This is a genomic window from Mesorhizobium sp. CA6 (assembly GCF_020165035.1).
Taxonomy (GTDB): Bacteria; Pseudomonadota; Alphaproteobacteria; order Rhizobiales; family Rhizobiaceae; genus Mesorhizobium.
In genome coordinates this window covers 47,807-61,464 of sequence record NZ_JAIUHI010000023.1, presented here as the reverse complement: position 1 = coordinate 61,464, position 13,658 = coordinate 47,807, and the positions used below count along the sequence as shown (strand labels likewise).

Below are 13,658 nucleotides of genomic sequence, written 5' to 3'. Positions count from 1 at the left end.
GCGTTGGCTCTTCCAGCCATAAAAGCCATGGCACGGCAGTATCGCTATGGGCTTTTCGCCCGGCGATGCTAGTTTGCGCGCGAAGCCGACCCAGAAACGCAAGTCGACCGAAGGAAGAACCATGGACACCACAGACCTGTTGCTGGCGATCGCGCATCACCTTCTGGTGTTCTCGCTGGCCGGCATCATCGGCGCCGAGTTCGTGCTGGTGCGCGGCGATTTGGCAGCGGCGACGCTGAAGCGCCTTGCCGGCATCGACCGCCACTACGGCATCATCGCCGCGCTGATCGTCATCGTCGGCATCTGCCGGGTGTTCTTCGGTCTGAAGGGCTGGGAATTCTACGTCTACAATTGGGTGTTCTGGGCAAAGATGGCGGCCTTCGTCATCGTCGGCCTGCTGTCGATTGTGCCGACTATGCGCTTCCTCTCCTGGAACAGGCAGGCGAGCGGCAATCCGTCTTTCGCGGTGCCGGCGGCGGAATTGGCCTCGGTGAAGAACTATGTCCGCGCCGAGGGCTTTATCTTCCTGCTCATTCCAGTTTTTGCCGCGGCCATGGCGCGCGGCTACGGATATTAGAACACCACCCTAGGCCTCGACCGGAAACGTCTCATCCAGCGGCGCGATCGGCACCAGCGGGGCGGGCACGTCGGTGGTCTTTTCCTTCGACTTGCAGATGTCGGCGATGACGCAGACCGGGCAATCGGGCTTGCGCGCCTTGCAGACATAGCGGCCATGCAGGATAAGCCAGTGATGCGCATGGCGCATATATTCGGCGGGGATGACCTTGAGCAGCCCCTGTTCGACCTGATCCGGCGTATTGCCGGGCGCCAGCCCGATACGGTTGCCGATGCGGAAGATATGCGTGTCGACCGCCATGGTATGCTGGCCGAAGGCGACGTTGAGCACGACATTGGCGGTCTTGCGCCCGACGCCCGGCAGCTTCACCAGCTCATCGCGATCCTGCGGCACCTGGCCTGCATAATCGTCGATCAGCGCCTTCGAAAGCGCGATCACGTTCTTGGCCTTGTTGCGCCACAGACCGATGGTGCGGATATAGTCGCCGACCTTGGCCTCGCCCAACGCCAGCATCTTGGCCGGCGTGTCGGCCGCGGCGAACAGCGCCTTCGTCGCCTTGTTGACGCCGGCGTCCGTCGCTTGCGCCGACAGCACCACCGCGACCAGCAGGGTGAAGGCGTTGACATAGTCGAGCTCGCCTTTCGGCTCAGGCCGCTGCACGGAAAAGCGCCGGAAGATCTCATGCACCTCGGCGGGGCTGTAGAGCGACCGCGTGGCGGCTTTTCGCGTCCGTCGACCAGGCGCCCGGCCGTCGCTCGCGATAGCGGCCTGAGGTTTTTTGACAGCTGCGGATTTTTTCGACTTGGGAGGCGCCATTTCCCTCCTATAATATTCCCTCATGAGCGACACAAACGCCTCGTTCCAGGCCGACGAGCCATTTTTCCAGGCCTTGCTGACGCCACACCGCTCGCTCGGCCGCACCGGCTTCCTGATCCTGATGGGAGCGCTTCTGTTCGGCTGGGCGGTCACCGGCGCGTTCTTCCTGGCGCATGGCGCCTGGCCGGTGTTTGGCTTCTTCGGCCTCGACGTGGTCGCCGTCTACATCGCTTTCCGCGCCAATTACCGGGCTGCGCGCGCCCGTGAGGAAATCTCGGTCTCGCGCACCAGTCTCGACATTCGCAAGACAGCGCCTTCCGGCCGCTCGGAAAACCATCGCTTCAACCCGTTCTGGACGCGGTTCTCGATCGCCCGCCATGCTGAGATCGGCATCACCAAGATGGCCGTCGAGGCGCAAGGCAAGAGTGTCGCGATTGGCGGCTTCCTCAATCCCGACGACCGCGAAAGTTTTGCCACCGCCTTTTCGCGCGCGCTGGCGACCGCCAAGACGCGCTGATACGTCCAGTGTCTTCGCCCGGATGCAAATCTTAGCCCGAGGTTGCCGCCGACCTTGAGCCTTGAGAATCATAGTCGATCTTGCGCACCGCCTCGTCGGCAAAGCGATCCTGGAGCAGCGAATTGGCCAGCCGGCTCTCCAGCGCCTTGCCGTAGAGCGTCATCAGCAAGGTCTCTCTTGCCCCGGTCAGATCAACCTTTTCGACGGTCATGATCGTCCTCTTCGGCGCGAAGCTGACTCTATCTGGGTGCGGATGGCGGGAAGGCAAGTTTCGGGTGGTGGCAAAGCTCTGGAGGACCGATATTCGCGGTCAAGGAGATATTGCCATGAACGCTCAGATGACCATGAATACGCGGATGAAACCAACCGCGATCCTTGAGAACGACATCACGCCGGAAGGCAGCGACTACGACGTCGTGCGCCGCGCCATCGAGAAGATCAGCCTCGACTATCGCGACCAGCCCTCGCTCGAGGTGCTGGCCGAGGAAGTCGGCGAGACGCCTACCGGCCTGCAGAAACTGTTCACGCGCTGGGCCGGCCTGTCGCCCAAGGCCTTCCTGCAGGCGGTGACGCTCGACCACGCGCGCAGGCTGCTCGATTCAGGCATGCCGCTCCTGGAGACCTCGTTCGAGCTCGGCATGTCCGGTCCCGGCCGGCTGCACGACCTCTTCGTCACCCATGAGGCGATGTCGCCCGGCGACTATAAGACCCGGGGCGCGGGTCTCACCATCCGCTACGGCTATCACATCTCGCCTTTCGGCATCGCGCTCATCATGGTCACCGACCGGGGCCTGGCGGGCCTCGCCTTCTGTGACGCCGGCGGCGAGCGGGCTGCCTTCGCCGACATGTCCGGCCGCTGGCCGAACGCGACTTACGTCGAGGACATGTCCGCCACCCAGGCTTACGCCGCGCGGGTCTTCGACCCGACGCAATGGCGCGCCGACCAGCCGCTGCGCGTGGTGATGATAGGCACTGATTTCCAGCTTCGCGTCTGGGAAGCATTGCTGCGCATCCCGATGGGTAGGGCCTGCACCTATTCCTCGATCGCGGCAAGCATCGGCGCGCCAAGCGCGAGCCGGGCCGTGGGCGCGGCGGTGGGCGCCAACCCGATGTCGTTCGTGGTGCCCTGCCACCGGGCGTTGGGCAAGTCCGGCGCGCTCACCGGCTATCACTGGGGCCTAACGCGCAAGCGCGCCATCCTCGGTTGGGAAGCGGGACAAGTGACGTCCTGAAAAACAATCGATTTTTTCGCGCCTCCTTGCGAAAAACCGCGCATCAAATATAAAGCGGCACAAGCCAAACAAATAAACAGCCTTGTTCATGAAATGCAACCGGCGACAACCTCCGGTTATCGCCGCTTTCTTTGAAGTTGCTTTCCGTTGTTATTTCACTTAACGCTAAATTAACCACGATAAAGAGAAGATAACCCTACATTGAGCCGCATTATCCGGCTCGAAAGCGGGGTCTCAATGAAGTTCTTTCGCGCCGTCACGGCTGCGAGCGTGCTCGCCGCCTGCGGCGGCCAGGCAGCATCGGCCGCCACCACCGGAAATGTGCTGTTCAATGGTACGATCACCGCGACCTGCACGGTCACGATCAACTCCAACGGTACGATGACCGCCAGCAGCAATCTTCAGTCGCTGAGCTCGCATAATGCCGGCGGCTCAGCCGGCAGCGCTCAGGTCGATACCACGGGCGGCGTCTCGCTCAGCGTAGACCCGGTAACCACGACGACCGTGCCGGCTTCGGACGTTACGGCGACGACATGGACCCCCACCTTCGCCACTTCCGGCGCCCAGACGATTGCGGAAACCGGCACTGCGACGGCCCTGACGGTGCCAGGCACATCCACGGTCGCCGTCAATCTTTCCGGCACCAAGAGCGGCACGAACCGCTTCTCCGCCGGCAACTACCAAGCAACGGTGACGCTGCGCTGCGAATAGTCTTGTCGCGAAAGGAGTGATCCTTGAGAACGATTGCAATTCTGGCGGCGGGCCTGACTGCCGTGCTGTTTCCCATCGCCGCGACCGGCCAGTCGATGACGCCGATGCGGGGTGAGGTGCGATCCTTCGCGGATGCCTTCGCCGTTCGTGTCTTCCCAGGCAACCCGTATAACCAGCGCATACGTGTCGAGGTTCATGTCTATGACCAGGATTTCCAGCCGGTCGACGCCAAGATCACGCCAAGCGCCTTCCTTCTGGCCGGCCAGGCGTCGCGTCCGGTTCTGGTGGTCGTCCCGTTCGACGGCGCGAACGAGCGCAAGGTGCGTATCTGTACCGAGAGTATCCCCTTTCCAAGCGAGCAGACCCAGATAAGGGCACAGATATGCGGAAAGTTTTTCGGGCATCGCAGGTTCTGACCTTGTCCCTGCTGTCCGCCTTGGCTGTCGTAAGTCAGGGGCTTGCCGAGGACATCCTGAACCTGAATCAGAACCAGACCGGTTTCAGTCTGCCCGGCGTCAGCCTGCCTCAGGGCCAGGACGAGGTTCATGCCAGCGACGGCACGACCTGCCGCTCAGCCGTCTCCGGCAGCGGCGCCTATCTCGACCTCGGCGTCATCCGGGGCAACAACAGCAGCAATCAGGCCAATAGCGACATCGCAACATACGGCCGCGTGGTGATCCCGATCGGGCAGACGCCGAAACGCGTCGATTGCAGCCGCCTCTACGAGCTGGAAGTCGAGCGCCTGCAGCTTGAATTGAAGCTCCTGAAAATGGGCCTTGGCGCCGATGGTCAGACAACGGGGAGCACGACGGGCATCGCTGCCACGGCTTCCGAGGCTCCTACGGCTCGCTCGGCCGCATCGGCGGGATGGGCCAACGAAGGCTGGAGCATCAGAGGCACGACCGGCAATGAAAAGAAAAAGAAGAGGAAATAGCCGCGCGCTGCTTACGACGGCAGCGCTTGCCGGCTTCTGTCTCCCAGCACAGGCGGCGATCATCGGCACCTGCACCATCATGATCGGTGCCTCGGGAACGATGAAGTCGAACCCCTCTATCAACATATTCGGTTCCAAGCAGGCGGGCGGGTCGAGCGCCGGCGCCACCATCATCGCGAACTCGACGCTGTGTTCGATCCTGAACCTGCTAGACTGCTATACCGTCTCCGCGCCGGCGCCGATCGCCTTCACGTCGGCTCCGAGCGGCGGCGACACCGACGTCTCTTTCGCCTCAGTCTTCCGCCTCGACGGCTCAGGGCTGGATAACCCAGGCGGCTCGCCGCAGCGGCTGACCAACGGCACCCATACCATCCAGGTCGATCTGACCGCCACGAAATCGCCGGGCATCTTCCCGGCCGGCAGTTACCAGGCGGAGGTCACTGTCCGTTGCGAATGATGCTGTGGGCCAGACCGCGCCAGCGACGACATGATCTGGCAACCGGCGGGCTTTGCGGCTAGCTTCGCGCCCAGCCTGCAATTCCAGGGGAAAAAACACGCCATGCATTTCCCCTGGAATTGCGCAAGAAAGCAGAAGTCTTGGAGCAGGTCCGCCTTTCAGCACAGGCTGACCCGCCTCACCGGGAGGCAGTTTTTTGATTATCGTTGTCGGTTCGATCAACCTCGACCTCATCGCCAATGTCGACCGCTTGCCGGAACCCGGCGAGACGGTGCGCGGCTCCGGCTTCGCCACCGCGCCCGGCGGCAAGGGGGCCAACCAGGCGCTGGCCGCGGTGCGCGCCGGCGCGCAAGTGCGCATGGTGGGCGCGGTCGGCAAGGATAGTTTTGCCGCCGAGGCGCTCGCCCTTCTCAGGGCCGGCAATGTCGATCTGTCCGGTGTCGGCGAGACCTTCGCCTCCACCGGCACGGCGTTGATCCTGGTCGGCGGCGACGGCGAAAACGTCATCGCCGTCGTGCCGGGCGCCAATGATTCGGTTGTGCCGGGCGATGTCGCCAAGGCCTATCTCAGGAAAGGCGACGTCGTGCTCCTGCAGCACGAGATCCCGTTGCAGACCGTCGAGGCCACGCTCGACGCGGCGCGCGCGGCGGGCGCCGTCAGCGTGCTCAACACCGCCCCCTTCCGTGCCGAAGCCGCCGACCTCCTCGGCAAGGCCGACTATGCCGTCGCCAACGAAACCGAGTTCGATCTCTATGGCGAGGCGCTCGCGCTTTCGGGGCGCGACCGCCCGGCCCGCATGCGCGACTATGCCAAAAAGATAGGCCGCATCATCGTCGTCACGCTCGGAGGCGACGGGGTGCTGGCCGCCACACCGGGCGATTTCCTTGCCGTTCCGGCGCTGAAGATCACCCCGGTCGACACGGTGGGCGCCGGCGATACGTTTTGCGGCTATTTCGGCGCCGGCCTGTCGTCCGGTCTCTCACTTCAGGATGCGCTCACCCGCGCCGCCGCGGCCGGGTCGCTCGCCTGCCTGAAGCCAGGCGCGCAACCGGCGATCCCACTGGCCAAGGATGTCGACGCGACTTTGGCGGGCACCCGTTGAGCGATGCGCCCCGTCACAAAACATGCCGTGCCGCCGGCCGGCGATATCTGCCGCCTCTCCGCCGTTGAGCTCGCTGAAGGCATCAGACGGCGTCGCTTTTCGGTTCGCGAGGTGGTCGGCGCGTTCCTCGACCGCATCGAGGCCGTGAACCCACAGGTCAATGCCATCGTCTCGCTGCGCGAGCACGCCGACATCCTTGCCGAGGCCGACAGGGCCGATGCTCATCTCGCCCGTGGCGGCGAGGCCGGATCGCTGTACGGCCTGCCGATCGCCATCAAGGACCTTGCCCAGACCAAGGGGCTCAGAACCACCTTCGGCTCGCCGATCTTTGCCGATTTCATTCCCGACACGGACGACTTCTTCGTCGAGCGCGTCCGCGAGGCCGGGGCCATCATCATCGGCAAGACCAATGTTCCGGAATTCGGCCTCGGCTCCAACACCTACAATCCGGTTTTCGGGCCGACGCTCAACGCCTTCGACCCGGCGCTGACCGCCGGCGGCTCGAGCGGCGGCGCGGCCGTGGCGCTGGCGCTCGACATGGTGCCGATCGCCGACGGCAGCGACTTCGGCGGTTCGCTGCGCAATCCGGCGGCCTACAACAATGTCTACGGCTTCCGTCCCTCGCAGGGCTTGGTGCCTGCTGGCCCGGACGTCGATGTCTTCCATTCGCAGATGGGCGTCGAGGGCCCGATGGGCCGCAGCGTGCGCGACATCGCGCTGCTCCTCGACGAACAGGCCGGCTATCACCCGTATGCACCGCTTTCGCACGACAAGACGGGCTCGTTCCTTGACGGTTTGCGGACCAAAGCGTCAGGCGGCCGCATCGCCTGGCTGGGCGACCTCGGCGGTCGCTTGCCGACGGAGCCGGGCGTGCTCGATCTTTGCGAGGCTGCGCTTGCCCGCTTCGCCGATGCTTCCTTCCACAGCGAGGCCTTGGTGCCGGATGTTGACTTCGAGGCGCTGTGGCAGGCTTTTGTCACCTTGCGCCAGGCGAGCAGCGGCTGCGGGCTGAAGGTGCATTATGACGATCCGGCAAAACGTGGGCTTCTGAAGCCGGAGGCTGTCTGGGAAGTGGAGCAGGCGATGCGCCTGACCGCGGCGCAGATCCATGCCGCGACCGTCCGGCGCACCTCGTGGCACCGCACGCTGCTGTCGCTGTTCGAGCGCTTCGACCTCATCGCCCTGCCGACCGCGCAGGTCTTTCCGTTCGACGTGACCACCCATTGGCCGCGCGAGGTCGCGGGGCGGACCATGGACAGCTATCATCGCTGGATGCAGGTCTCGGCCTTCGCCACGCTGGGCGGCTGCCCGGCGCTCAACGTGCCGGCCGGTTTCGACGGCAAGGGCCGGCCGATGGGCATGCAACTGATCGGCTGCCCGCGCGGCGACCTCGCCGTGCTCAAGGCCGGCGCCTCCTACGAGGCAACCCTGCCATGGGCGGCGGGAGCTGCATGACGGGCCGCCCTGCCCGGCCAGCTTGCGCCAGCGTCAATCCCGTGCATTGATCGCGCTCCGCCCAAGTCGGCGCTGTCCTGTTCGAGAGAAATCATGTCGTTGGAACTCTACGCCACCTATGTCATCGCCTGCATCGTCATCATCCTGGTGCCGGGACCCACGGTCACGCTGATCATCGCCAACAGCATCCGCCACGGCTCGCGCTCCGGCTTGGCCAACGTCGCCGGCACGCAGGCCGGGCTCGCCATCATGATTGCCATCGTCGGCATCGGCCTCAACACGCTGATCGCCGGCATGGGCCACTGGTTCGAATGGGTGCGGCTGCTCGGCGCCGCTTATCTCATCTGGATGGGCGTGCAGATGTTTCGCACCAAAGGCGCGCTGAACCCCGACGGCTCGGCCAAAAAGCCGCGCGGCGGCTTCTTCCTGCAGGGTTTTCTGGTGGCGATCTCAAATCCGAAGACTTTGGTGTTTTTCGGCGCCTTCTTCCCGCAGTTCATCGCCCCGCAGGGCAATTATACGCTGCAGATTGTCGTCATGGGCCTGACAGCGATGATCTTCGCCGCCATGTCGGATTCGACCTATGCCCTTGCCGCGGGCCGCGCCGGGCGCGTTCTGTCGGCCAGCCGCGTCAAGCTGATGTCGCGCATCAGCGGCAGCTTCCTAGTCGGCGGCGGACTGTGGCTGGCGTTCTCGAAGGCGAAGTAGCACCTCACCTTCTCCCCTTGTGGGAGAAGGTGTCGCCGAAGGCGACGGATGAGGGGTGTTCCAGGGAATGCCGACGTCTCACTCCGCTGGAGCACCCCTCATCCGTCTCGGCGCTTCGCGCCGATCCACCTTCCCCCACAAGGGGGGAAGGAAGAAGCGGCCCTTATAGCCGCCCGAGCCGCTCCACCAGCAGCGCGAAGAAGCCGTCATGATCGATGTCGCGCATCACCATCGCGTTCTTTTTGCGCTTGGCGACGCCCCACCAGTCGATCACCGTCATGCCCATGGTGAGCTCGGAGGTCGTCTCGACGCTGACATTGCAGTGGCGGCCCTTGAACAGCTCCGGCTTGACGAGATAGGCGATCACGCACGGGTCGTGCAGCGGCCCGCCATCAGTGCCGTATTTTTCCTCGTCATAGCGCTCGAAGAACTCCAGCATCTCGGCGGTCGCGGTGCCGACCTTGGTGCCGAGCTTGCGGAAGGCCTGGATGCGCTCGGACGTGGTCAGCGCCTTGTGGGTGACGTCGAGCGGCATCATCACGATCGGAATGCCCGATTTGAACACCAGATCGGCGGCCTGCGGGTCGACATAGAAATTGAATTCGGCTGCCGGCGTGACATTGCCGCCCTCGAAGAAGCCGCCGCCCATCAGGACGATTTCCTTGATCCGCGGCGCGATCCTGGGCTCGCGGATCAGCGCCAGCGCGATGTTGGTGAGCGGTCCGAGCGGGCAGAGCGTGATGGTGCCGCTTTCCTCGCGCATCAGCGTCTCGACGATGAAATCGACGGCATATTGTTCCTGCAACGGCATGGTCGGCTCGGGCAGCTGCGGGCCGTTCAGGCCGGTCTTGCCATGCACCTCCTCGGCGGTGACGAGTTCACGCGCCAGCGGCCGGATGGCGCCGGCATAGACCTTGATGTCGGGCCGGCCGGCCAGCTCGCATATCTTGCGGGCGTTGTTCTGGGTCAGATTCAGCGGCACGTTGCCGGCTACCGCGGTGATGCCGACGATCTCCAGCTCGGAACTGCCGAGCGCCAGCAATATGGCGACGGCATCGTCCTGGCCGGGATCCGTGTCGATGATGATCTTTCTGGACTGGGGCATTTCAATTCCTTTTGGGAAGTCTTTTTGGGCGGGTTTTAGAGCATGGTTCCCGGAAGGTGGGAACCGGTTTTCGGACGAAATCATGCTCCAATGAAAGGCTGGATGAAGATGACGGTTCGACGAAACGTCATCCTGATTTGGCGGCTTGAACTTGATCGCGCGACGGACCATATCAAGACCATCGGGAAAAATGCCATCCGGGTTTTTCCAGTTTGTGTCGCTCTTCAGAGGACAGTGTAACAATGAGTCGAATGACGCCTTTCTCCAGCCCGCTTCTCCTGGGTTTTGATGCCATGGAAAAGACGCTTGAGCGTCTGGCGAAGTCCGGCGACAGCTACCCTCCGTACAATATCGAGCGCCTCAATGCCGCCGACGGCAAGGCCGAAAGGCTGCGCATCACGCTGGCCGTTGCCGGTTTTGCAGAAAGCGACCTCGATGTCACCACGGAGGAAAACCAGCTGATCGTGCGCGGTCGTCAGACCGACGACACCGAGCGCGAATTCCTGCACCGCGGCATCGCCGCGCGCCAGTTCCAGCGCTGCTTCGTGCTGGCCGACGGCATGCGGGTGATCGCGGCGGAACTGAAGAACGGTCTGCTGTCGATCGATCTCGATCGGCCGGAGTCCGAGCGGATGGTACGGAAAATAAACATATCGGTGAAAGACTGACCTTTGCCGATGGCTCTATGCGAGGCGGCCGATCCTGGCGTCCTCGCGCCAAGGAGGCTTGAAATGACCAGAACTGACGAAACGATCACCATGACCAGCGGCGAACTCGCTCATCTCGGCGAAGGTTCGGTCGCTTATCTCAGGAAAGTGTCGAGCGACGACCTGCGCGGCCGCTTCCCCGGCCTCGGCGAGATCGCGCCCGGCCTGGAGCTGTGGGCGCTGTTTGCCGCCAACGGCCAGCCGATTCTGCTTTCCGACGCCCGTGACCGGGCACTGGCGGGTGCGTTGGAGAACGACCTGACCACTGTCGCCATTCACTAAGGCGATTGCTGGCAGCCTGAAATGGAAAGGGCCGCTCCCGGCGGCCCCTCTAGGGTTTCATCCCAAAACCAGGTTCGATCCCAAAACGTCAGGCCGCGTGCGAGGCCTGCGTATCAGACAAGAGCGCGTGGATCGCCACCGCGTCGCGCGTTCCCCTGATCTTGGCCACCGTGTCGGCATCGCGCAGCACGCGCGCGATGCGCGACAGCGCCTTGAGATGGTCGGCGCCGGCGCCTTCCGGCGCAAGCAGCAAAAACACCAGGTCGACCGGCTGGTCGTCCAGCGCCTCGAAATCGACCGGCGTTTCCAGCCGGGCGAAGACGCCGGCGATTCGCTTCACGCCGGCGAGCTTGCCGTGCGGAATGGCGATGCCGTTGCCGACGCCGGTCGAGCCCAGCCGCTCGCGCTGCAGGATGGTGTCGAACACCTCTCGCTCCGGAATCCCCGAAATCGCCGCCGCCCTCTCCGACAGCAATTGCAGAAGCTGCTTTTTGGAATTCGCCTTCAACGCCGGCATGATCGCCGGAACGCTGATGAGATCGCTGAGATCCATGCTTGAAAAATCCCTTGCTCGCCTGCCGCGCCAGTCGTCGCCCCCTTGCGCGGCTGGCTTTTTATCCTTGCGCGACTTTGGTCGTCGACGGATCGATCCAGCCGATGTTGCCATCCGGCCGGCGGTAGACGATGTTGAGATGGTCGGTTCCGGCGTTGCGGAACAGGAAGACCGGGCTGTCGCTGTTGTCGAGTTCGATGACCGCCGAAGCCACCGACATGGTCCGCAGCGTCAAGCTTGATTCGGCGACGATGACCGGAGCGAAGTCCTCCGGAATGTCTTCCTCGTCGTCGGCGAGGGGAGCCATCACGGTGTAGGCGATGTCGGTCGGCTCTTCGCCATTGCCGTTGCCGGTGTTGCGCGACTTCAGCCGGCGCTTGTAGCGCCGCAGCCGCGTTTCCAGGCGGTCGGCCGCCGCCTCGAAGGCAAGCGTCGGGTCCTGGGCATCGCCGGTCGCCTGCAAAGAAGCGCCGGAATCGAGCCGGACCATGCAGTCGGCGGAGAAACGCGACCCCGATTTGATGACCGTGACATGTCCTGAAAAACCCCGATCGAAATATTTCTCGATCGCCTCGCCGACCCGGTCGTTGATGCGCGTGCGGAACGCATCGCCGATGTCCATGTGTTTTCCCGAAATGCGTAGATTCATCTGAAAACTGACCTTCCTTGCTCAGGCTTCAAACTGTTCCCGAGTTTATACCCGTGGTGCGCGCGCACAAGCTTTGCAGCGGCATGCGCGCCGATTTTAGACCCGAACTTTCCGGTTGATCACAAGTCGCCTTCTTGGCCGTCCATGGCCGTGTCTGACGGACCCATTCGCTAGCGGGCATCACCGCCCTGCTCCATGCGGGCGGGCTTCTAGACACTTCATTGCGGCTTGTCAATGAAACTCGGGAATTGTGGGAAATCAGCACCGTCTCGCACCGGCCAGGGCTTGTCGAGATTCGCATCGGCCTAGCGGCCGGCGTTCGCGAGCGCCCGCTTCTCCCGCCGCCGCTGCACCGACGAGGGAATGTTCATGCCTTCGCGATATTTCGCGACGGTGCGGCGCGCGATGTCGACCCCACTTTCCTTGAGCATGTCGACGATGGCGTCGTCGGAAAGCACGTCGATGGGCTTTTCCTCGTCGATCATCTGCTTGATGCGGTCGCGCACGGCCTCGGAAGAATGCGCTTCGCCGCCTTCCGCGGAGGCAATCGACGCGGTGAAGAAATAGCGCAGCTCGAAGACGCCGCGCGGCGTCAGCATATATTTGTTGGCGGTGACGCGGCTGACCGTCGATTCATGCATGCCGATGGCGTCGGCCACCGTACGCAGGTTGAGCGGCTTGAGATGACGCACGCCATGGACGAGGAAAGCGTCCTGTTGCCGCACGATCTCGGACGCCACCTTGAGAATGGTCTTGGCCCGTTGATCGAGACTGCGCGTCAGCCAGTTGGCGTTCTGCAGGCATTCGGCGAGAAACTCTTTTTCCGCCTGGTCCTTGGCATGGCTCGAAATGCGGGCGAAATAGACATTGTCCACCAGCACGCGAGGCAGCGTATCGGCATTGAGCTCCACCGCCCAGCTGCCGTCATTGGCGGCGCGCACCTCGACATCGGCGACGATCGCGTCGCTCGCGCCGCCCGAAAACGCCAGGCCGGGCCGCGGATCGAGCGCGCGGATCTCGGCCAGCATGTCGAGCAGGTCTTCCTCGTCGACGCCGCAGATGCGTTTCAGCGACTGGAAATCCCGCCGCGCCAGAAGCTCGAGGTTGGCGACCAGCGCCTTCATCGCCGGATCGAGCCGGTCGCGCACCGCCAGTTGCAGCGACAGGCACTCGGCAAGGTCGCGCGCGAAAAGTCCTGCTGGCTCGAAGGTCTGGCACACGCCAAGCACCCGCGCCACCGCCGCGCCGTCCGTGCCGAGCCGAACCGCGATCTCGTCGAGTTCGGTGCGCAGGTACCCGGCTTCGTCGAGCCCTTCGGCCAGCTCACCCGCGATAAGGCGTTCGCCGGGGCTCAAGGAGGCAAGCGCGATTTGCTCGCCGACATGTTCGCGCAGCGTGATGGCGGCCGCGGCCATGTCGCCGACGTCGAACCCCTCGGACGATGCTGCGCCCGCGCCGCCCCCGGCGGCCGACTTCCATTGCGCCGTGAGATCCGGCCCCAGCCTCTCGCTGGTGCCTGGATCGTCGGGAAACAGGTTCTCCAGGGAAGAATCGAGCTTTTGCGAGATCGCTTCCGCGCTCCACTCCATCTCGCCCTCGAACCAGTCGCCGTCGGTGCCCTTTTCCGGCGATGTCTCGCTTTTCTGGGATAGATCGCCGGCGGCATCGTCCTGCGGCTCGGCCCGTTCCAGCAGCGGGTTGCGCTCGATCTCCTCGTCGATGAAGCGCTCGAGCTCGACATGGGTGAGCTGCAGCAGCCTAATCGACTGCATCAGCTGCGGCGTCATCACCAGCGACTGGGATTGTCTGAGCTGCAGTTTGGCTGCCAGCGCCATGATGGACTTCAAACGCCT

The 13,658-nt window shown here is 63.8% G+C and carries 18 protein-coding genes; 12 read left to right on the top strand and 6 right to left on the bottom strand.

Annotation, left to right across the window (positions count from 1 at the left end; translation table 11 throughout):
• Positions 1-121 precede the first annotated feature (121 nt).
• Positions 122-577, top strand: coding sequence for a DUF2214 family protein (locus tag LB526_RS26595; protein WP_140636930.1), 456 nt, complete (start codon positions 122-124; stop codon positions 575-577).
• Positions 578-586: 9 nt separating this feature from the next.
• Here the strand turns inward: LB526_RS26595 and nth are convergent, their stop codons facing one another.
• Complete coding sequence (nth, locus tag LB526_RS26590; RefSeq protein ID WP_411909053.1) at positions 587-1,417, bottom strand: endonuclease III; 831 nt, start codon at positions 1,415-1,417, stop codon at positions 587-589.
• On the opposite strand from nth, the gene LB526_RS26585 reads away from it, so the two are divergent.
• Positions 1,416-1,910, top strand: a complete 495-nt coding sequence (locus LB526_RS26585) for a DUF2244 domain-containing protein (RefSeq protein ID WP_140846281.1) — start codon at positions 1,416-1,418, stop codon at positions 1,908-1,910. The genes nth and LB526_RS26585 overlap by 2 nt on opposite strands.
• Before the next feature lie 31 nt (positions 1,911-1,941).
• Here the strand turns inward: LB526_RS26585 and LB526_RS26580 are convergent, their stop codons facing one another.
• On the bottom strand, positions 1,942-2,121 hold the full coding sequence (locus tag LB526_RS26580) for a hypothetical protein (protein WP_224532211.1): 180 nt from the start codon (positions 2,119-2,121) through the stop codon (positions 1,942-1,944).
• Between the two features lie 115 nt (positions 2,122-2,236).
• Between LB526_RS26580 and LB526_RS26575 the strand changes: the two genes are divergently transcribed.
• The 8 genes from LB526_RS26575 (at position 2,237) to LB526_RS26540 (ending at position 8,509) form a co-directional block, all read left to right on the top strand.
• Positions 2,237-3,142: a methylated-DNA--[protein]-cysteine S-methyltransferase gene (locus tag LB526_RS26575; protein ID WP_176477139.1), complete on the top strand. Its 906-nt coding sequence runs from the start codon at positions 2,237-2,239 to the stop codon at positions 3,140-3,142.
• Positions 3,143-3,379: 237 nt separating this feature from the next.
• Entirely contained in the window at positions 3,380-3,853 is a 474-nt protein-coding gene (locus LB526_RS26570) for a hypothetical protein (RefSeq protein WP_224532212.1), read from the top strand.
• 23 nt (positions 3,854-3,876) lie between these two features.
• Positions 3,877-4,269: a hypothetical protein gene (locus LB526_RS26565; RefSeq protein WP_140546269.1), complete on the top strand. Its 393-nt coding sequence runs from the start codon at positions 3,877-3,879 to the stop codon at positions 4,267-4,269.
• Positions 4,236-4,787, top strand: coding sequence for a hypothetical protein (locus LB526_RS26560; protein WP_224532213.1), 552 nt, complete (start codon positions 4,236-4,238; stop codon positions 4,785-4,787). The genes LB526_RS26565 and LB526_RS26560 overlap by 34 nt, the downstream gene beginning before the upstream one ends.
• On the top strand, positions 4,762-5,244 hold the full coding sequence (locus LB526_RS26555) for a hypothetical protein (protein WP_095769274.1): 483 nt from the start codon (positions 4,762-4,764) through the stop codon (positions 5,242-5,244). Before LB526_RS26560 ends, LB526_RS26555 begins: the two co-directional genes overlap by 26 nt.
• 196 nt (positions 5,245-5,440) lie before the next feature.
• Positions 5,441-6,346 (top strand): ribokinase, encoded by a 906-nt coding sequence (locus tag LB526_RS26550; protein WP_224630323.1) that lies wholly within the window; start codon positions 5,441-5,443, stop codon positions 6,344-6,346.
• 3 nt (positions 6,347-6,349) lie between these two features.
• Positions 6,350-7,801, top strand: a complete 1,452-nt coding sequence (locus tag LB526_RS26545) for an amidase (protein WP_224630322.1) — start codon at positions 6,350-6,352, stop codon at positions 7,799-7,801.
• A gap of 93 nt (positions 7,802-7,894) precedes the next feature.
• Positions 7,895-8,509 carry a LysE family translocator gene (locus LB526_RS26540; protein WP_224630321.1) on the top strand — a complete coding sequence of 205 codons (615 nt, stop codon included), beginning with the start codon at positions 7,895-7,897 and terminating at the stop codon, positions 8,507-8,509.
• 163 nt (positions 8,510-8,672) lie between these two features.
• On the opposite strand, the gene LB526_RS26535 is transcribed toward LB526_RS26540, so the two are convergent.
• Positions 8,673-9,614, bottom strand: coding sequence for a nucleoside hydrolase (locus tag LB526_RS26535; protein WP_224630320.1), 942 nt, complete (start codon positions 9,612-9,614; stop codon positions 8,673-8,675).
• 242 nt (positions 9,615-9,856) lie between these two features.
• On the opposite strand from LB526_RS26535, the gene LB526_RS26530 reads away from it, so the two are divergent.
• The gene (locus LB526_RS26530; protein WP_095769269.1) at positions 9,857-10,282 is read left to right on the top strand and encodes an Hsp20 family protein; all 426 of its coding nucleotides are present in this window, start codon (positions 9,857-9,859) and stop codon (positions 10,280-10,282) included.
• Positions 10,283-10,345: 63 nt separating this feature from the next.
• A complete protein-coding gene (locus LB526_RS26525) occupies positions 10,346-10,603 on the top strand; it encodes a DUF1150 family protein (protein WP_036257920.1) in 258 nt (85 codons plus the stop codon).
• An 88-nt stretch (positions 10,604-10,691) separates the two neighbouring features.
• On the opposite strand, the gene ptsN is transcribed toward LB526_RS26525, so the two are convergent.
• The 3 genes from ptsN to rpoN all read right to left on the bottom strand — a co-directional run bounded on the left by ptsN (position 10,692) and on the right by rpoN (position 13,640).
• A complete protein-coding gene (gene ptsN, locus LB526_RS26520; protein WP_042641064.1) occupies positions 10,692-11,156 on the bottom strand; it encodes a PTS IIA-like nitrogen regulatory protein PtsN in 465 nt (154 codons plus the stop codon).
• Between the two features lie 61 nt (positions 11,157-11,217).
• Positions 11,218-11,805, bottom strand: a complete 588-nt coding sequence (hpf, locus tag LB526_RS26515) for a ribosome hibernation-promoting factor, HPF/YfiA family (protein WP_224630319.1) — start codon at positions 11,803-11,805, stop codon at positions 11,218-11,220.
• 305 nt (positions 11,806-12,110) lie between these two features.
• On the bottom strand, positions 12,111-13,640 hold the full coding sequence (gene rpoN / locus LB526_RS26510) for an RNA polymerase factor sigma-54 (protein ID WP_095769267.1): 1,530 nt from the start codon (positions 13,638-13,640) through the stop codon (positions 12,111-12,113).
• Between the last annotated feature and the right edge of the window lie 18 nt (positions 13,641-13,658).